This window comes from Neorhizobium sp. DAR64862/K0K3 (genome assembly GCF_050500185.1).
In the GTDB taxonomy this organism is placed as follows: domain Bacteria; phylum Pseudomonadota; class Alphaproteobacteria; order Rhizobiales; family Rhizobiaceae; genus Neorhizobium; species Neorhizobium soli.
This window is the reverse complement of record NZ_CP191449.1, coordinates 1,612,160-1,630,532: the sequence shown is the minus strand read 5'-3', so window position 1 is coordinate 1,630,532 and position 18,373 is coordinate 1,612,160. Positions and strand designations below refer to the sequence as shown.

Sequence of the window (18,373 nt, the reverse complement as noted above, 5' to 3'; positions counted from 1 at the left end):
TATATCGGCAGGTGCGCATCTGCCATCAGTGGAGAAGCAGTCTTGAGCCCTTTGGTAGTTTGGTCGATCGCCATCGGCGTGATGCTGGCCATGGCCTTTTATGTTACCCGCCTGGTCAAGCACAGTGACGAGGACAGCCTTCACGATATGGGACTGGCGATACTCGAATTCGGTCGCGCCTATCCTGCCGAAGCCATCAGGAGCCTGCACAGCACAGCCGATGCGAACACGATCTTTGTGCGACTGCACGACAATAAGTCAGGCATCATGCGCAACCGTGGCAATCATTTCGCATGCCACGTAATCCGACCCGGCCGCGTGCGGGTAACGCCGACGCCCGAACCGAAAGGCTTTTCGGCCGAATTCCTGGACTCCCCGACACAGAACGGAACTTTCGTGTTCAAGAATGAAAACGAGGCGGCAGAAGTGTCGCTTTGGCTTCTCGACAATTATGTGAGCGTTGCCGATCGACAGCTTCCGGCCGAACCGCAGCCGGCTTCAGACACCGACCGCTCCGATTAGGCTTTTAGGCGATACCCAGCCACTCACGGCAGTCCTTCAGCGCACGAACCGACATCAACTGCCGTTTCATGATCGTCTTGTCCTTGCCGCGGAAGCGCTTCACGCCTTCGGGTTTGACGATGGAGCCGGGAGCAAGATCCGGAAACAGGCCGAAATTGACATTCATCGGCTGGAAGGACCGTTTGCCGGGCTCTTCGTCGTGGACCAGATGCCCCCCGGTGATATGCCCAAGCAGAGAACCGAAGGCCGTCGTCGCCGGCGGCGGGACGATTTCTTCGCCCTTGCGCTCGGCAGCCGCAAAACGACCAGCCAGAAGACCGATTGCCGAACTCTCCACATAGCCCTCGCAGCCGGTGATCTGACCGGCGAATCGCAGGCCCGGCCGGCTCTTCAAGGTCAGCGAGTGATCGAGCAGCATTGGTGACTGGATATAGGTGTTGCGATGCAAGCCGCCGAGCCGCGCGAATTCGGCGTTCTGCAGCCCCGGGATCATCCGGAAGATCTCGGCCTGCGCGCCATACTTCAGCTTGGTCTGGAACCCGACCATATTGTAGAGCGTGCCAAGTGCATTGTCCTGCCGCAGTTGGACGACGGCATAGGCCTTGACGGTCGGATTGTGTGAATTGGTAAGCCCCATCGGCTTCATCGGACCGTGGCGCAGCGTTTCGCGCCCACGCTCCGCCATGACCTCGATCGGCAGGCAGCCATCGAAATAGGGCGTGCCTTCCCATTCCTTGAAGCCGACCGTATCGCCCGCAATCAGTGCATCGAGAAAGGAATTGTACTGCGCTTCGTCGAGCGGGCAGTTGATGTAATCCTTGCCTGTGCCGCCGGGCCCGACCTTGTCGTAGCGCGACTGGTACCAGCAGATATCCATATCGATCGATTCGCGGTGGACGATCGGCGCGATCGCGTCGAAGAAGGCGAGCTGGTCCTCTCCGGTCTCGGCCTGGATCGACTTTGCGAGATCGGGCGACGTCAGAGGACCGGTCGCGACGACGGCCAAGTCCCATTCCGCCGGCGGTAGACCGTGGATTTCCTCTCGCACAACGGTGATCAGCGGATGGTTTTCGATCGCCTGCGTGACTGCATGAGAGAAACCGTCGCGGTCGACCGCAAGTGCGCCGCCGGCCGGGACCTGATTTTTGTCGGCGCAGGCCATGATCAAGGAGCCGGCCAGCCTCATTTCTGCATGGATGACGCCGACGGCATTGGCCGTCGCATCATCGGAGCGGAAAGAGTTCGAGCAGACGAGCTCGGCGAGACCGTCCGTGCGGTGGGCATCGGTGCCGCGCACGCCGCGCATCTCGTGGAGAATGACGGGGATGCCGGCCTCAGCGATCTGCCAGGATGCTTCGGAGCCGGCAAGGCCGCCACCGACGACGTGGATTGGGGCAAGGGTAGACGAATTCGATATAGTGCTCATGTCCGGCTCATTATCACGGCATTCGAACGGCCGGAATCAAAAAGGCACCTAAAAAGGTGCCTCTGATCATTCCTTGGGTGTCTCTTTGATCTTTTAGGATCATTGCGACTATCGTTCTCTCGCCATCGCGACATCATATCGCGCTGGTCCATCACAATGGATGGATTAACGGAAGGAACGAGCGGCGATGCCGCGGATGTCGTAGCGGGTCAGACCAATGTCGTTGAGCGCCTGGTTGGAAAGGCTGCCGAGTTCATTGATCGTACGGCGGTAGCTGATCCAGTTCTTAGCGATGCGGATCGGGTTCATTTGGTGTTTCCTCAATCATCTTTTTCCCAGTGATCTATCGTCACCGGCGATGAGCTTCATATAGGTGAGACGCGCGGAAAGATGCAGTGCAAAAAATGTGCGACTGCCATGCGTTTGTGCAATGAGTTGATGCTTTTTGCAGCTTCGTACGAAAAAGCAGCAGCAGCCGTTTCGCTGCGTGAAGCACTATGCACAAACGAAAAACGCCTCCCGAAGGAGGCGCTTTTAAACGGTAGACCGTTGGTCGTTCTTTAGATTTTAGAAGCCGACTGCCGTGCGTGCAACGCGACGGATGTCGGAGCGGCCAATACCGAGGTCAGAGAGTTCGCGGTCCGACATGCGGCCGAGTTCCGAAACCGTTTCGCGGTACTTGCGCCAGTCGTTCAGCTTCTTTGCGATTTTCATGGTCGTTTCCTTCGTTGGTCAATGCCGGCTAATTGCTTCCGGCTGCGTTGCTAATCGTTTTAAATGCTGCGCTGCGAAGGAAAAAGCGCGCATTTCGTATGCCACCTATGCATCTGTTGCATTGCATGCAGAAGGATCGTGCGGAAACGAGCTGTATCTGACCATAATTTGATCAGGCGCTGAATTTTACGTCTATTACACCCACAATGAAGGCGCGTAGGGCCGTTCCTGTCCGGCTTGCCAGCTCGACCCGAGGTGAACGCAGTCTCCCTTCTGATCATCATCAAACAGGCGTCACAAACCTTCATTTTTCCTTTGCGTGTAGGAAAACGGGTGTTATAGAGACGCGCGCTCCGGAAGGCCTCTGGCCGCTAGAGTTTCGATGCCTAGGGGCGCGGGTATGGTGAAATTGGTAGACACGCCAGATTTAGGTTCTGGTGCCGCAAGGCGTGGGAGTTCAAGTCTCTCTACCCGCACCAGGATCGCTGGACGCGCTGTTCGCCGGTAACGGCAGGACGCGCTGCTTATGAAAGCCGCGGCTGGTCACTTTTTAGTTCCGGTGGTGTGCTCACGAAAAACACGAACGGCTGTATGGGCGCCGCCGCCACGATAAGAAGGTATAAAAATGCAGGTTACCGAAACGCTCGCTGAAGGGCTGAAGCGCGAAATCAAGGTCGTTATCCCTAAGCAGGATATGGAAGCCGAGCTCAACGTTCGTCTGGCCGACGCCAAGGACAAGGTTCGCATCAACGGATTCCGTCCGGGCAAGGTGCCGCTTTCCCACCTCAAGAAGACCTATGGCAAGTCGATCATGGCTGATCTCGTCAACGAGATCGTCCGCGAACGCCCCACCAAGATTCTCTCCGAGCGCGGCGAGAAGTCGGCAACGCAGCCTTCGGTATCGATGACCGAAGACGAGGCGGTGGCCGAAAAGATCCTCAATGCACAGGCTGATTTCGAATTCACCCTGACCTATGAAGTGATCCCGCCGATCGAACTGAAGTCGACTGACGGTATCACCGTTGAGCGCGAAGTCGTTGAAGTGTCTGAAGACGAAGTCAACGAGCAGATCCTCAAGATCGCCGAAAGCGCTCGCACGTTCGAGACAAAGGATGGCGTTGCCGCTGAAGGCGACCGCGTCACCATGAACTACCTCGGCAAGGTCGATGGCGAAGCCTTCGATGGCGGCACTGCTGAAGACGCAGAACTGGTCATCGGTTCGGGTCGCTTCATCCCGGGCTTCGAAGACCAGCTGGTCGGCGTCAAGTCGGGCGACGAAAAGCAGATCACCGTGACCTTCCCGTCCGAATATCCGGCTCCGAACCTGGCTGGCAAGGACGCGACCTTCGACATCACCGTCAAGGACATCGCTGCTCCGGCTGCCGTCGAGATCAACGACGAACTTGCTTCGACGCTTGGCATCGAATCGGTCGATCGTCTGAAGGAAATCGTCCGCGGCCAGATCGAAAGCCAGTACGGCAACGTCACGCGTCAGAAGGTCAAGCGTCAGATCCTCGACCAGCTCGACGAGATGTACAAGTTCGATGCGCCGCAGGGCCTTGTTGACGCCGAGTTCGAAAACATCTGGCGCCAGATCAACACCGATCTGCAGCAGTCGGGCAAGACGTTCGAAGACGAAGAAACGACTGAGGAAGAAGCACGCGAAGAATATCGCAAGCTGGCCGAACGTCGCGTCCGTCTCGGCCTGGTTCTCTCCGAAATCGGCGAAAAGGCCGGCGTCGAAGTAACCGAGGAAGAAATGCAGCGTGCGCTTTATGCTCAGCTGCAGCAGTTCCCGGGCCAGCAGAAGGAAATCCTCGATTTCTTCCGTAACACGCCAGGCGCTTCCGCTTCGCTGCGTGCCCCGATCTTTGAAGAAAAGGTCGTCGACCATCTCCTGTCCGAGGTCAAGGTCACCGACAAGACCGTGACGAAGGAAGAGCTGCTCGCCGAAGAAGAAGGCGAAGACGCCGACAAGCCTGCCAAGAAGAAGGCCTCGCCGAAGAAGGCAAAGGCTGAAGCTTCAGAGGCTGCAGAAGGCGAAGAAGCCGCTGCTCCGAAGAAGAAGGCAGCACCGAAGAAGAAGGCCGCTGAAGACAGCGCCGAGTAATCTTCTCAAATACGAATTGACGAAGGGCCGGGCAGGAAACTGCTCGGCCTTTTGCGTTGTGTTGCAAGCCCGCTGCTTGCGAAATCAACATGAATGCATCCGGCCGGCGGCATCCTGAAGCCCCAAGACATCCGGCCCATCCCGTGACATAAGGCACGCCGAACGCGTCCTCACTTTCCGGCAGCCATGATCCGCATCGAGAATATCAGCAAGTCCAACAGTTCCCGCATTCTCTACATTGAGACCTCTGCGGCCCTGAACCGCGGCGAAAAGATCGGTTTGGTCGGTCCGAACGGGGCGGGCAAGACGACTCTGTTCCGGATGATCACCGGCCAGGAGCTGCCCGATGAGGGACAGGTCACGGTCGAGAAGCATGTGACGATCGGCTATTTCAATCAGGACGTCGGAGAAATGTCGGGCGTCAGCGCCGTCACCGAGGTGATGGACGGGGCAGGGCCAGTCAGCAGCGTTGCCGCCGAACTGCGCTCGCTCGAAGCCGCGATGGTCGATCCCGACCGGATGGACGAGATGGATGCCATCATCGATCGCTATGGCGAGGTACAGGCGCGTTATGAGGAGCTGGACGGCTATGGGCTGGAAAGCCGCGCTCGCGAGGTTCTGGCAGGCCTCTCCTTCAGCGAAGAGATGATGGACGGCGACGTCGGCAAACTGTCCGGCGGATGGAAGATGCGCGTGGCGCTTGCCCGCATCCTGCTGATGCGCCCGGACGTCATGCTCCTCGACGAACCGTCCAACCATCTGGATCTCGAAAGCCTGATCTGGCTTGAGGAGTTCCCCAAGAATTACGATGGCGCCTTGCTGATGACCTCGCATGACCGCGAGTTCATGAACCGCATCGTCAACAAGATCATCGAGATCGATGCCGGCTCGCTCAACACCTATGCCGGCGATTACGGCTTTTACGAACAGCAGCGGGCGCAGAACGAAAAGCAGCAGCTGGCCCAGTTCGAGCGGCAGCAGGCGATGCTGGCCAAAGAGATCAAGTTCATCGAGCGCTTCAAGGCGCGCGCGTCGCACGCAGCCCAGGTGCAGAGCCGGGTGAAGAAGCTCGACAAGATCGAGCGGGTGGAACCGCCGCGGCGCCGCCAGACGGTCGCCTTCGAATTTCAGCAGGCACCGCGTTCCGGTGAGGATGTTGCAAACCTCAAGGGTGTCCACAAGGCCTATGGCAGCCGTGTGATCTATGACGGACTGGATTTCATGATCCGCCGCAAGGAGCGCTGGTGCATCATGGGGATCAACGGCGCCGGCAAATCGACACTTCTGAAGCTGATCGCCGGTTCGGCGGCGCCCGACGTCGGATCCGTCGCGATCGGCGCCAGTGTCAAGATGGGCTATTTTGCCCAGCATGCCATGGATGTGCTGGATGGCGAGCAGACCGTGTTCGAATGGCTGGAGTCCGAGTTCCCACGGGCCGGGCAGGGCGCGCTTCGAACCCTTGCCGGATGCTTCGGCTTTTCAGGCGATGACGTGGAGAAGCGATGCCGCGTTCTGTCCGGCGGAGAGAAAGCCCGGCTCGTCATGGCGGCCATGCTGTTTGATCCGCCGAATTTCCTGGTGCTGGACGAGCCCACCAACCACCTGGATCTCGATACCAAGGAAATGCTGATCAAGGCGCTCGCCGACTATGACGGCACGATGCTGTTCGTCAGCCATGACCGGCATTTTCTGGCCGAGCTGTCCAACCGGGTGTTGGAAGTGACCGCGGACGGCGTTCATCGTTTCGATGGCGGCTACACGGAATATGTCGAACGCACGGGTTACGAGGCGCCGGGTCTCGCAAGCTGATCCTGGACCAACCGACGCATCGTGAGGAAGTAAGAACGAGCAGCCTACATCACCGGGTGGTGATGTAGGCACGGTGTCATTCGTGGATCGTGTAGGATCCCATCTTGCAGAGATCCTGCGAGTCTTCGAGGTCCTCGAGGCCTGAATCCTCGGTGAATTCGAAGCGCAGATCGTATTTGCAGACCCTGCGACCGTCAGCGATGGTGATCTCGATACTCTCGCCGGGCTCGAGAACATCCTTGCCGAATACATCTTCTTCCCAGTCGTCAACACCGACGGGCGACGTATAGAAACGCTCAAGCGTGCCGCTGGTCCGGTTCTTCAAGGTAAAGACGAGATCCGAGGCGTTGGATGTAGTGGTGCATGCAAAAAGAGCCGCCAATGCAGCGGCGGCAATAAGTACAGTCTTTCTCACGGTAGTGTCCCTCAACCCAGAATTGGGGTAGGGAACATCTATCATTTCCATAACCGCAGACAACTAGCATGTTGGTTCATCATTAATTGTAGAGTATTGATAAACCGCAACTAATTAAGCCGTGCAGCATTGTCGGTGTCATCGGCGGAACGCGAGATATCGCTGTGAAACCCGGCAGGAATACTGCTGAAAGTCCGGTTTAAGCCGCTGTGCTGTAAGCGCCGCTCAGAGCGGTTTGCGATACTGGATAAACCCAGGGGCAACCGCGACCCGGTCATAGAGACGCCTCGCGGCTGTGTTGTCTTCCTGCGTCAGCCAGTAGAGCCGACCGGCATTCTGGTCGCGCGCGAGCAGCGCCACCTTTTCGATCAGGGCTTCCCCCACGCCGCGTCCACGCTGGCTGCTGTCGACGTAGAGGTCCTGCAGATAGCAGGTCATGTCAGGTAACCAGGTCGAGCGGTGGAAGACGACATGCACGATGCCGACCATCTGCCCGTTCTCGTCGAAAGCGCCAAGTGCTTGCAGGGGCTCGTCATCATGGTGAAAGCGGGACCACGTGATGTCGTACTGTTCTTTAGGCAGTTCCGACTCGTAGAACTCGAGATAGGCTCTGAACAGGGGTTCCCAAGCGGCACGGTCGGCAGGCTCAAGCGGGCGGATTGTCGTCACGGGCATCTCCTCGAGCAAAAAACAGAAACGGCGGGGAGTATACCCCGCCGTTTGTCGAATTCTACTGAAGAGATGAAGCTTAGGCAGCCATGGCCGTCTTCAGGTTTTCATCGATCTTGTCGAGGAAGGCAGTCGTGGACAGCCAAGGCTGCTCCGGGCCGATCAGAAGCGCCAGATCCTTGGTCATGTAGCCCTGTTCGACCGTGTCGACGCAGACGGTTTCGAGCGTGGTGGCAAAGGTTGCCAGTTCGGCGTTGTCATCCAGCTTCGCACGGTGCGCGAGGCCACGTGTCCAGGCGAAGATCGAGGCGATCGAGTTCGTCGATGTTTCCTGGCCCTTCTGGTGCTGGCGGTAGTGACGCGTCACGGTGCCATGCGCAGCTTCGGCTTCGACCGTGCGGCCATCCGGCGACAAGAGAACCGAAGTCATCAGGCCGAGCGAGCCGAAGCCCTGCGCAACCGTGTCGGACTGGACGTCGCCGTCGTAGTTCTTGCACGCCCAAACGTAACCGCCGGACCACTTCAGAGCCGATGCAACCATGTCGTCGATCAGGCGGTGTTCGTAGGTGATGCCGATTTCGGCGAACTTCGCCTTGAATTCAGCCTGGTAGACTTCTTCAAAGATATCCTTGAAGCGGCCGTCATAGGCCTTGAGGATGGTGTTCTTGGTCGACAGGTAGACCGGCCACTTGCGCATCAGGCCGTACATCATCGAAGCGCGCGCGAATTCGCGGATCGATTCGTCGAGGTTGTACATCGCCATGGCAACGCCGGCGCCGGGCGCGTCAAACACGTCCTTCTCGATAACCTGGCCGTCTTCACCGACGAACTTGATCGTCAGCTTGCCCTTGCCGGGGAACTTGAAATCGGTCGCCTTGTACTGGTCGCCGAAAGCGTGACGGCCGACGACGATCGGCTTGGTCCAGCCGGGAACGAGGCGCGGCACGTTCTGGCAGATGATCGGCTCGCGGAAGATAACGCCGCCGAGGATGTTGCGGATCGTGCCGTTCGGGCTCTTCCACATCTGCTTGAGATTGAATTCCTTCACGCGGTCTTCGTCCGGCGTGATCGTCGCGCACTTGATGCCGACGCCGTGCTTCTTGATTGCGTGAGCCGCATCGACGGTGACCTGGTCGTTCGTCGCATCACGGTTCTCGACGGAAAGGTCGTAATATTCGATGTCGAGATCGAGATAGGGAAGGATCAGCTTGTCCTTGATGAGCTGCCATATGATACGGGTCATCTCGTCGCCGTCGAGATCGACGACCGGGTTCGCTACCTTGATCTTCTGCATGGACTTCCTCTTGCCGTAATGGGCCGTTTAGGCCTCAAAAATGATCAACGGGGGCGCTATAGCATCGCGGGGAAGAGAACGCAAAGATGGTGCGGTCTGATATGGCGCGATTCGGTTAGAAAATTGGAACATGCGCTCGCCATCTTCATACTGCCTGAAATTGGCCCTCAAGATTGAGCATTGCCAAACATCGGGCGCGGCGTAATGTCCGCCAAAACTCATCGCAGCACTGGATCTATGATATGCGGATACTCCCGCTTCTTTCTCTCTTCACCCTGATTTCCACCGGCGTTCTGGCGGCGGATGTGACCGATCCGGTAAAGGCGGTGATGAAGATCACCGAAGACAACTGGAATACGGTTGATAGTGACTGGAAGTCGCTGTTCGATCCCGAGCCGATCCAGCAGAATTTTAGCAAGTCGTTCCAGACTGCCTACTCGGAAGCGTCCAAGCACCCCGCTTACGAAACCGAAAACAATGCCCCCGGCGATCCGTTCGGCTACGACGTCGTCACGAGTTCGCAGGACGGCTGCCCGCTGAAGGACGTCACCATCGTGCCGGCACCGGCGGCAAATGGCGTGTCGGATGTGAAGGTCACGTTCAAGCAGTGGGCCTGCATCGATGATGCGGAAATGAAGGACAGCGTTTCGGAAGTGCATTTCGACGTGATCGAGGAAGACGGCAAGCCGGTCATCAAGGACATCCACCGCGTTGTCGAGAATGAAAGCGATTCGCTCGTCGAAGAGATGCAATCGATCGCCAAGGGCGAGTAGAGGGAAGCAAACCTTCTGAAAGCCTTGCTCTTCATCCATCCGGCGGCTATCTGCCCAGCCTGAAATTGTTGGGATTAAGCGATGTCAGGTACGAATAGCGAGCGCGAGCTCATTGCCGAGGGCCCGGCCATCATTCTGGTGGAACCGCAACTGGGCGAAAACATCGGCATGGTGGCGCGCGCCATGGCCAATTTCGGCTTGGCGGAACTGCGCCTCGTCAGTCCTCGTGATGGTTGGCCAAACGAGAAGGCGAGGTCTGCCGCGTCGAAGGCTGACCACGTCATCGATGGAGCCGTCGTCTTCGAGACGCTGGAAGACGCGACCCGCGACCTGAACTTCGTCTATGCCACGACGGCGCGCGAACGCTACGGCTTCAAGCCCGTTCGGTCACCGGTCTATGCGGCGTCCACATTGCGTGAGAAATTCAAGGCAGGTGAAAAGACCGGCATTCTGTTTGGCCGCGAACGCTGGGGTTTGAGCAACGAAGAGGTGGCGCTCGCCGACGAGATCGTCACCTTCCCGGTCAATCCGGCCTTCGCCTCGCTCAATATCGCCCAGGCGGTTTTGCTGATGTCCTATGACTGGATGAAATCCGGCATGGACGATATCGAGGAAACCCGCTTCCAGCCGATCGAGCAGCGGCCCTCGACGAAGGACCAAGTGTTCGGCATGTTCGAGCAGATCGAGGAAGCGCTCGATGCCCGAGGCTACTTCCATCCGCCTGAGAAGAAGCCGAAGATGATCGACAATCTGCGTGCGGTCCTTTCGCGGCGGAGCTTTTCGGAGCAGGAAGTCAGCGTGTTTCGCGGCGTGATCAAATCGCTGGATGCGTTTCCTCGTCAGTGGCCACGAAAAACGACGCCGAGGCAGAAGAAGGCCGACGTGACCGGGGAGATCGAAGGCAATGGCGACGACGAATGACCTGAAGCCAGTGCTGATGTTTGATTCGGGCATCGGCGGACTGACTGTGCTGCGTGAGGCGCGGGTGCTGATGCCGGAGCGCGGCTTCATCTATGTCGCCGACGACGCTGGTTTCCCTTACGGCGGATGGGAGGAGGAGGCGCTGACGGCGCGGATCCTGTCCCAGTTCGAGCGCCTGCTGAACGACTACCAGCCGGAAATCTCCATCATCGCCTGCAATACAGCGTTCACGCTGGCGGGCGCAGCCCTTCGTGAGCGCTTCCCCGAGATGACCTTCGTCGGCACCGTGCCGGCGATCAAGCCTGCAGCCGAGCGAACCCGATCCGGCCTCGTGTCCGTCCTCGCAACTCCCGGCACCGTCAAGCGCGCCTATACGCGTGATCTGATCCAGTCCTTTGCCACGCAGTGTCACGTGAGGCTTGTCGGGTCGGAAAATCTGGCCCGCATGGCGGAAGCCTATATCCGCGGCGAGACCCTGTCGGACGACTCGGTCCTGTCGGAGATCATGCCCTGCTTCGTCGAGAAGGACGGCCGCAAGACCGATATCGTCGTTCTCGCCTGTACGCATTATCCCTTCATGGCGAACCTGTTCCGCCGCCTGGCGCCCTGGCCGGTCGACTGGCTCGATCCGGCGGAAGCGATCGCTCGACAGGCCCGGCGCAAGGTGCCGCTTCTGGAGGGTGCGCAACACCCCGGCGAGTTCGACTTCGCGGTGTTCACGTCGGGCAATCCGGATTTTGCCACGCAGCGGCTGATGCAGGGCTTTGGATTGAGGGTGGACTGAGCGATTGTTGCTTTTGTGCATCGTTTTTAACGCTTGTTCTGCAATTCGCAATTGTACTCTTGTCGAGGCGCCGAGCATGTGGCAGTTTTTCGCCATCCGCAACGCCAACGACAGGAGGCGCATTATGACGATGATTTTCTCGACTATGCGCCCGACCAGCGGATTTCATCCAGCGCCCTGCGTGGCGTTTGCCTCAATGCGACGCATTGCAGGCTGATAGGGTTTTACGCCCGAAATCCGCTTTCTAGACCCATCCCCTTGATCTGACGTTTCCGGCTGTCGCCCGTTTTATCGTGCCCGCGTCACACAGCCTTGCGTCTCCCTACTCCATGAAAGGACCCGGCTGCCAAGCGCGCCGGGGCGGAAACGCTATGCGTAAACAACAATCCATAGTTGCAGGCGATCTCGCATCGGCCATCGACGACCTGTACGGAAAGTTCGGCCTCTTCACGATGGCGATTGCCTTGGCAATGGCCGCCTGGCGGCGGCGGTTCAGGAGCCGCAATAGCATTGCGGATCTGGACAGCCACATGCGGCGGGATATCGGTCTGCCGGAGGCCAACCATCCATCGTTGCCACCGAAATTCCCCGTCTGGAGCATGCGGCCGTGAGGCGGCAGCCGGATAGGTGTGATTGTGGGTGTGTCAGACAAACTCGCTCTGTTCGCAGGAGATTTCCATGTCAACCGTGACGCTTCGAGAACTGGCCCTGTCAGACATGCCCGCCGCTGCCCGCGTCCATCGCGCCTCTTTCGACGCGCGGCTGCCGGCGCTCACCGGCCTGCATACCCCGGAGGAGGATCTTGACTATTGGCGAGACCATCTCTTCCCGGAATGCCAGATTTTCGGCGTCGAGAGGGAAGGTACGCTGCTGGGCGTCATCGCCTTCCGGCGTGACTGGATCGACCAGCTTTACATACTGCCGGCAGCCCAGGGACAAGGCATCTGATCGGCACTGCTGGACACCGCCAGATCGGCCTTTTCTGAGCTCTTCCTGTGGACCTTCCAGCAGAACACCGCGGCCCGTCGCTTCTACGAGAGCCGCGGGTTCGTTGCGATCGATGAAACCGATGGTGCCGGCAATCAGGAGAGGGAACCGGACGTGCTGTATCATTGGGTGCGGAAGGGCTGAAATCGCTCTTGTCATCGGCTGCATTCGGTGGCTTGTTCGGCCTATCGGATCAGGAGCAGACACGATGTCGATTGAAAACTGGCTGGCCTTCGTCGCCGCATCCGCCATTCTTCTGGCCATTCCCGGACCGACGATCCTGCTCGTCATCTCCTATGCGATGACGCATGGGCGAAAGGTTGCGAATGCGACCGTCGTCGGCGTGGCACTTGGCGACTTCACGGCAATGACCGCCTCGATGCTGGGGCTGGGCGCCTTGCTCGCCACATCGGCGATGCTGTTCACGATCCTCAAATGGGTTGGCGCTGCCTATCTGATCTATCTCGGCATCAAGCTGTGGCGCGCACCCGTCATGGATCCAGAGGTCGCAGCCGGGGAGGCGGAGTTGCCGCAAGCCAGACCGCTGCGCATCCTGCTGCACACCTACGTGGTTACCGCGCTCAACCCGAAAGGCATCGTGTTCTTCGTTGCCTTCCTGCCGCAGTTTCTCGACCTGTCGAAACCGCTGTTCTTCCAGATGGCTGTTTTCGAGGTGACGTTTCTGGTGCTGGCGACAATCAACGCCACGCTCTACGGGCTTCTCGCTTCCCTGGCCCGCAACCAGATCCGCAGGCCACGGGTGCAGAAAATAGTCAACCGGACCGGTGGTTCGCTGATGATCGGGGCAGGGCTTCTGTCGCTCGGCTTTAAGCGCGCGGCGGCTTGACCGCAAAGCCTGTGCATTTCCTCTCTTGCACGGCGAAACGAATCCCTTTCTCTGTTAGTGAGAATGTTTGGCGGTCTTTGACCGCGTGTAGACGGCGTACGAGGTAAGGCATTGCAGGTCGGCATCGATATGGGAACTCTGACCGGGGGTGATCCGGCCAAGCTCGATATCGAGGAGCTTCTGGCAACGCGTCTCCTCGTTCAGGGCAACTCGGGCTCGGGCAAGTCGCATCTTCTGCGGCGGCTGCTGGAACAGTCCGCACCGTGGGTGCAGCAGGTCGTGATCGATCCGGAAGGTGATTTCGTCACGCTGGCCGACAAGTACGGTCATGTCGTCGTCGATGGCGAACGCACCGAAGCCGAACTCGCGGGCATCGCCAACCGTATCCGCAAGAACCGCGTGTCCTGCGTCCTCACGCTCGAGGGGCTTGATCTAGAAGAGCAAATGCGTGCCGCCGCCGCCTTTTTGAACGGCCTGTTCGATGCCGATCGCGACTACTGGTATCCGGTTCTGGTCGTGGTCGACGAAGCCCAGATGTTTGCGCCATCGGTTGGTGGCGACGTCTCCGAAGATGCACGCAAAATGTCGCTCGGGGCGATGACCAACCTGATGTGCCGTGGCCGTAAGCGCGGTCTGGCCGGCGTCATTGCCACTCAGCGCCTGGCAAAGCTTGCGAAGAACGTCGCAGCCGAGGCCTCCAACTTCCTCATGGGTCGCACGTTTCTCGATATCGACATGGCCCGCGCCGCTGACCTGCTCGGCATGGATCGGCGTCAGGCGGAAATGTTCCGCGATCTGAAGCGCGGCAACTTCGTCGCGCTCGGTCCGGCTCTGTCGCGTCGGCCTCTGCCGATCATCATCGGCAATGTCGAGACATCGGCCCGTTCGTCCAGCCCAAAGCTGATGCCGCTGCCGGACGCGCATCTGGATGTCGAAGGTCTCATCTTCACGCCGGATCCAGAAGAATTCACCCGGCCTTTGACGGCGAACCGCCGCCAGGTGCCGGCGCCACGGCCGACCACCGATATTCTGGCGGAACTCTCGCGCTCGACGCCTGCTTCCCTTCAGCCGGCTGCCGCCGAGCCGCGGACGCCGGTGCCCGTGCTTACGGTCGAGGAGCGTGAGGATCGGCTGATGGCGGTCATGGCCGAGATCCTCGACGATCCGCAATCGGCCTATCGGACGGACGCGGTTCTCTATCAGGACTTCCTCGTTCGCGCCCGCATGCGTCGTCTGCCGGGCCCGCCGCTGTCGCTCAGCGACTTCCGTCGCCGCACGGCGATTGCCCGTTCCGGCGTCGATGCTGCGATGGCATCGAGCGAAGCTTGGACGACGGTGCTGTCCATGTCGAACAGTGTTTCGGATGATCTTCAGGGCGTGTTTCTGATGATGGCAAAGGCGGCACTCGGCGGCGAACCATGCCCGTCCGATGCACGCATTGCCCGCGCGTACGGCACGCACTCCGCGCGCCGCGCACGCCGTCTGCTGGGCTATTTCGAAGAGCAGGGGCTGGTCGTGGTCCATTCCGACTTCACCGGCAAGCGAATCGTCGCGTTTCCGGAGCTGCAGGCGGAAACGGCGCCCGGCAGTGCCGAAGCGCCTGACGAGGGCGATCTCAAGATTGCTGCGGAATAAGCCCGCAGCGACCCGGCTGCTGTTGACATTTTGATGACAGCCGCCTAAAGACCCGCCAACGCCGGGTGGCAACACCGGGTGTTTCAACGACATGTCCCGTGGCACTCTCCGAACGCTTTTCGTGAGAAGCCTGTCAGAACCTCTAAATCGAGGTTCAGAGGAGGGCGTGTTTCCTTCATCCGGTTCGGCAACGAACCGGTGTAACTTTCTGAAAGGAAATACGATGAGCAAGCGCGAATCGTCTAAGTACAAAATCGATCGCCGTATGGGCGAAAACATCTGGGGCCGCCCGAAGTCGCCGGTTAACCGCCGCGAATACGGTCCTGGCCAGCACGGTCAGCGCCGCAAGGGCAAGCTTTCCGACTTCGGTGTGCAGCTGCGCGCCAAGCAGAAGCTGAAGGGCTACTACGGCGACATCCGCGAGAAGCAGTTCCGCGCGATCTATGAAGAAGCCAACCGCCGCAAGGGCGACACCGGTGAAAACTTGATCGGCCTGCTGGAATCGCGTCTGGACGCCATCGTCTACCGCGCAAAGTTCGTCCCGACGGTGTTCGCTGCTCGTCAGTTCGTCAACCACGGCCACGTCACGGTCAATGGCGTCAAGGTCAACATCGGTTCGTACCGCTGCAAGGCTGGCGACGTTGTCGAAGTTCGCCAGAAGTCGAAGCAGATGGTCACCGTACTGGAAGCCGTTTCGCTCGCAGAACGCGACGTTCCTGACTACATCGAAGTCGATCACAACAAGATGGTTGCCACCTTCGCTCGCATCCCGAGCCTGGCCGATGTACCCTACGCGGTCATCATGGAACCGTCGCTGGTCGTCGAATTCTACTCGCGTTAATCGCGACACCATTTCAGACAAATGGCCCCGAGAGGGGCCATTTTTGTATCTGGTGTCATGTCGAACCCACAAAAAAGCCGCTCCTTTCGGGGCGGCTTTTTGATTGTCTCTTACGGTCATTCTTACCTGGAAGAGGTTTTCTTCTTTTCCGACGTAACAGACGTCTCGACAGTAGTCGACGTGTTGGTGTCCGTCAGCTGGACCGTCTCGTGGTGTGCATCGCCCTTCGGCAGCTCGCCCATCCGGTTCCACGCATCAAGCCCGGCGATCTTGTAGGCTTCGGCAAGCGTCGGGTAGTTGAAGGTGTTCTCGACGAAATATTCGACGGTACCCTTCAGGTTGAGAACCGCCTGGCCGATATGCACGAGTTCGGTGGCGTTTTCGCCGATGATGTGCACGCCGAGAAGGCGGCGCGTCTTCAATGAGAAGATCAGCTTCAACATGCCGTGGTCGAGGCCCATGATGTGGCCGCGCGAAGTCTCGCGGAAACGGGCGATGCCGCATTCGTAGGGAATGCCGCGCTCCTTCATTTCCTCTTCCGTCAGGCCGCAGGTCGAAATCTCCGGCACGGCGTAGATCCCGTAAGGAAAATACTTCGGTGGCTCCTTGGCAATTGCGCCGACGGCGACGCGAGCGGCAATTCGGCCCTGTTCCATCGATGTCGAGGCAAGGCTCGGAAAGCCGATGACATCGCCCGCGGCATAGATGCCGGGGACGGAGGTCTCGAAGGTTTCCGGATTGACCTTCAGACGGCCGCGGTTATCGGCGTCGAGGCCGGCTGCTGCCAGGTTGAGGCTGTCGGTCGCGCCCATGCGGCCGGCGGCAAACAGCACCATGTCGGTGATGATCTTACGGCCGGTATCGATCGTGACCGAGACCTTGCCGTCGGGAAGGTGCTCCACCTTCTCGACCTTCTGGCCCAGCAACAGCTTCATGTTGCGGTCGCGCAGCTGGTAGGTGAAATCCTCGATGATCTCCTTGTCGATGAAGTCGAGCATCGTCGCCTTCGGGTCGATCACCGTAACGGCGGTGTCGAGAGCGGAAAAGATCGTCGCATATTCGATACCGATAACGCCGGCACCGATGACGACCATCGAGCGCGGCAGTTTTTCGATTTCGAGCAGTTCGTCGCTGTCGATGACCGTCTTGCCGTCGAAGGGCATGTAGTCTGGGCGGAACGGGCGCGTGCCGACAGCAAGCAGGATGCTTTTGGCTTTGACCTGAACCGCCTCTCCGTCGTCCTTCAGCACTTCCATCGTATCGGTCGACAGAAAGCTCGCCTTGCCACGAAGGTGCTGGACGCGGTTGCGGGCGAACTGGTGTTCGAGCACCTCGACTTCATGGTCGAGCGTGATCAGCAACCGGCGGCGAAGGTCTTCGGCACTGATCTCTTCCTTGACCCGGTAGGATCGGCCGTAGAACCCGCGCTCGCGCCACCCGGAGAGGTTCAGCGCGGTTTCGCGCAGTGTCTTCGAGGGGATGGTGCCGGTATGCACGGAAACGCCGCCTACCCGTCGTCCCTGCTCGATGACGAGCACTTTCCGGTCGAGCTTGGCGGCTTGAATGGCTGCGCGGCGACCGGCAGGGCCGCTTCCGACAACAATGAGGTCGTACTGGTTCATGGACTGCTCCGCTTCTCGAATCCCGCTGTTACGCTGCAATAGCCTACCTGCGTCGTCTCCTACCAATCTATTCTGAATGTTTGATTGCATGAAAGGCCGCAAGCGTAGAACGGCTGTCTCGGGTTGCGTATGTTTTGTGCAGAAAAATAGGATGCACAAAAAACGTCTTGACCGTCGCCGGGAAATGTCTTTCATTCGAACCAATCATGAATTGGTCCGGACAATGGTACGTTCAATGCAGACCGAACCCCAAGACAATTCCTACTACGCGTTGGAGAAGCTCCGCGATCTGATCCACTCGGAAAAATTCGGAGCGGAAGGGCGGCTGCCGACGGAGCGGGCGCTTGCTGAAACGCTCAATGTCGGGCGCCGTGCTGTTCGACGGGCGCTTGAGGTGCTCGAGTCGGAGGGGCTGATCTGGCGCCGCCAGGGTGCCGGAACCTTTGTCGGCGAAAAGCCTGACGGCTGGAGCGACCACGTCGACGCGCTGGTTGCCGGTACCGACATCATGGAAATCATGGAGGTTCGCCTTCGCCTGGAGCCACAGCTCGCACAGCTTGCAGCGATGCGTGCAAAGCCTGCCGAAATCGAGCGCATGCGCTACTTGGCAGACAAGACCGGCCAGAGTTCGGATGCGGATTCCAAGGAACTCTGGGATGGATCGCTGCACCGCCAGATCGCGCAAAGTGCCGGCAACAAACTCTTCCTGTCGATCTTCGACGTGGTCAACCGCATCCGTCAGGATGCCGCGTGGCAATCCATTCGCGAGCGTGCGCGCAAGACCGGAACCAATGGCCGAACGTCGTACCAGCAGCATATCGCAATCGTCGACGCCATCGCCGCCCGCGATCCGGGCCGGGCAGGCGAGGCGATGCGCGAGCATCTCCTGATGCACCAGGAGCGGCTGATCCGGGCGACCTCGCTCGAGGCCCTCGATGACCATTCGCCGGAAGGCGAGCAGATCGGTATCCGCGACGACGACACGCTCAGCGTTGCGTCCTAGC

At 59.2% G+C, this 18,373-nt stretch carries 18 protein-coding genes, 1 tRNA gene and 1 pseudogene; 13 read left to right on the top strand and 7 right to left on the bottom strand.

The window, feature by feature from the left end; translation table 11 throughout:
* Window positions 1-42: 42 nt before the first annotated feature.
* Window positions 43-522 (top strand): hypothetical protein, encoded by a 480-nt coding sequence (locus tag ACQY1L_RS07930; protein WP_430243693.1) that lies wholly within the window; start codon window positions 43-45, stop codon window positions 520-522.
* Between the two features lie 4 nt (window positions 523-526).
* On the opposite strand, the gene trmFO is transcribed toward ACQY1L_RS07930, so the two are convergent.
* The 3 genes from trmFO to ACQY1L_RS07915 all read right to left on the bottom strand — a co-directional run bounded on the left by trmFO (window position 527) and on the right by ACQY1L_RS07915 (window position 2,662).
* Window positions 527-1,948, bottom strand: coding sequence for a methylenetetrahydrofolate--tRNA-(uracil(54)-C(5))-methyltransferase (FADH(2)-oxidizing) TrmFO (gene trmFO / locus ACQY1L_RS07925; RefSeq protein ID WP_430243691.1), 1,422 nt, complete (start codon window positions 1,946-1,948; stop codon window positions 527-529).
* Window positions 1,949-2,113: 165 nt separating this feature from the next.
* A complete protein-coding gene (locus ACQY1L_RS07920; protein ID WP_082471896.1) occupies window positions 2,114-2,257 on the bottom strand; it encodes a DUF1127 domain-containing protein in 144 nt (47 codons plus the stop codon).
* 258 nt (window positions 2,258-2,515) lie between these two features.
* Window positions 2,516-2,662: a DUF1127 domain-containing protein gene (locus ACQY1L_RS07915; RefSeq protein WP_082471897.1), complete on the bottom strand. Its 147-nt coding sequence runs from the start codon at window positions 2,660-2,662 to the stop codon at window positions 2,516-2,518.
* Window positions 2,663-3,056: 394 nt separating this feature from the next.
* On the opposite strand from ACQY1L_RS07915, the gene ACQY1L_RS07910 reads away from it, so the two are divergent.
* The 3 genes from ACQY1L_RS07910 to ACQY1L_RS07900 all read left to right on the top strand — a co-directional run bounded on the left by ACQY1L_RS07910 (window position 3,057) and on the right by ACQY1L_RS07900 (window position 6,581).
* Window positions 3,057-3,141: transfer RNA gene (locus ACQY1L_RS07910), tRNA-Leu, on the top strand.
* Between the two features lie 146 nt (window positions 3,142-3,287).
* Window positions 3,288-4,772, top strand: a complete 1,485-nt coding sequence (gene tig / locus ACQY1L_RS07905) for a trigger factor (RefSeq protein ID WP_430243688.1) — start codon at window positions 3,288-3,290, stop codon at window positions 4,770-4,772.
* Window positions 4,773-4,958: 186 nt separating this feature from the next.
* Window positions 4,959-6,581 (top strand): ABC-F family ATP-binding cassette domain-containing protein, encoded by a 1,623-nt coding sequence (locus tag ACQY1L_RS07900; protein ID WP_430262003.1) that lies wholly within the window; start codon window positions 4,959-4,961, stop codon window positions 6,579-6,581.
* 76 nt (window positions 6,582-6,657) lie between these two features.
* On the opposite strand, the gene ACQY1L_RS07895 is transcribed toward ACQY1L_RS07900, so the two are convergent.
* The 3 genes from ACQY1L_RS07895 to ACQY1L_RS07885 all read right to left on the bottom strand — a co-directional run bounded on the left by ACQY1L_RS07895 (window position 6,658) and on the right by ACQY1L_RS07885 (window position 8,959).
* Complete coding sequence (locus tag ACQY1L_RS07895) at window positions 6,658-6,978, bottom strand: hypothetical protein (protein ID WP_430243864.1); 321 nt, start codon at window positions 6,976-6,978, stop codon at window positions 6,658-6,660.
* Window positions 6,979-7,221: 243 nt separating this feature from the next.
* Window positions 7,222-7,671 carry a GNAT family N-acetyltransferase gene (locus ACQY1L_RS07890; protein ID WP_062457504.1) on the bottom strand — a complete coding sequence of 150 codons (450 nt, stop codon included), beginning with the start codon at window positions 7,669-7,671 and terminating at the stop codon, window positions 7,222-7,224.
* A gap of 73 nt (window positions 7,672-7,744) precedes the next feature.
* Complete coding sequence (locus ACQY1L_RS07885; protein ID WP_062457500.1) at window positions 7,745-8,959, bottom strand: NADP-dependent isocitrate dehydrogenase; 1,215 nt, start codon at window positions 8,957-8,959, stop codon at window positions 7,745-7,747.
* 242 nt (window positions 8,960-9,201) lie between these two features.
* Between ACQY1L_RS07885 and ACQY1L_RS07880 the strand changes: the two genes are divergently transcribed.
* The 8 genes and pseudogenes from ACQY1L_RS07880 (at window position 9,202) to rpsD (ending at window position 15,747) form a co-directional block, all read left to right on the top strand.
* Window positions 9,202-9,732 (top strand): hypothetical protein, encoded by a 531-nt coding sequence (locus ACQY1L_RS07880; RefSeq protein WP_062457497.1) that lies wholly within the window; start codon window positions 9,202-9,204, stop codon window positions 9,730-9,732.
* Window positions 9,733-9,813: 81 nt separating this feature from the next.
* The gene (locus tag ACQY1L_RS07875; protein WP_113110958.1) at window positions 9,814-10,653 is read left to right on the top strand and encodes an RNA methyltransferase; all 840 of its coding nucleotides are present in this window, start codon (window positions 9,814-9,816) and stop codon (window positions 10,651-10,653) included.
* Window positions 10,637-11,437, top strand: a complete 801-nt coding sequence (murI, locus tag ACQY1L_RS07870; RefSeq protein ID WP_430243685.1) for a glutamate racemase — start codon at window positions 10,637-10,639, stop codon at window positions 11,435-11,437. The genes ACQY1L_RS07875 and murI overlap by 17 nt, the downstream gene beginning before the upstream one ends.
* 371 nt (window positions 11,438-11,808) lie before the next feature.
* Window positions 11,809-12,048: a DUF1127 domain-containing protein gene (locus ACQY1L_RS07865; protein WP_430243683.1), complete on the top strand. Its 240-nt coding sequence runs from the start codon at window positions 11,809-11,811 to the stop codon at window positions 12,046-12,048.
* 67 nt (window positions 12,049-12,115) lie between these two features.
* Window positions 12,116-12,568: pseudogene (locus ACQY1L_RS07860) on the top strand (N-acetyltransferase family protein).
* Window positions 12,569-12,632: 64 nt separating this feature from the next.
* Entirely contained in the window at window positions 12,633-13,271 is a 639-nt protein-coding gene (locus ACQY1L_RS07855; protein ID WP_430243681.1) for a LysE family translocator, read from the top strand.
* Window positions 13,272-13,382: 111 nt separating this feature from the next.
* On the top strand, window positions 13,383-14,906 hold the full coding sequence (locus tag ACQY1L_RS07850) for an ATP-binding protein (protein ID WP_192086645.1): 1,524 nt from the start codon (window positions 13,383-13,385) through the stop codon (window positions 14,904-14,906).
* Window positions 14,907-15,129: 223 nt separating this feature from the next.
* Window positions 15,130-15,747 (top strand): 30S ribosomal protein S4, encoded by a 618-nt coding sequence (gene rpsD / locus ACQY1L_RS07845; RefSeq protein WP_062457482.1) that lies wholly within the window; start codon window positions 15,130-15,132, stop codon window positions 15,745-15,747.
* 122 nt (window positions 15,748-15,869) lie between these two features.
* Here rpsD and sthA read toward each other — a convergent pair whose 3' ends face one another.
* Complete coding sequence (gene sthA, locus ACQY1L_RS07840) at window positions 15,870-17,369, bottom strand: Si-specific NAD(P)(+) transhydrogenase (RefSeq protein WP_244631438.1); 1,500 nt, start codon at window positions 17,367-17,369, stop codon at window positions 15,870-15,872.
* A 235-nt stretch (window positions 17,370-17,604) separates the two neighbouring features.
* Here sthA and ACQY1L_RS07835 point away from each other — a divergent pair, with 235 nt between their 5' ends.
* Window positions 17,605-18,372, top strand: a complete 768-nt coding sequence (locus ACQY1L_RS07835; protein ID WP_113110955.1) for a FadR/GntR family transcriptional regulator — start codon at window positions 17,605-17,607, stop codon at window positions 18,370-18,372.
* The last annotated feature ends 1 nt before the right edge of the window (window position 18,373 follow it).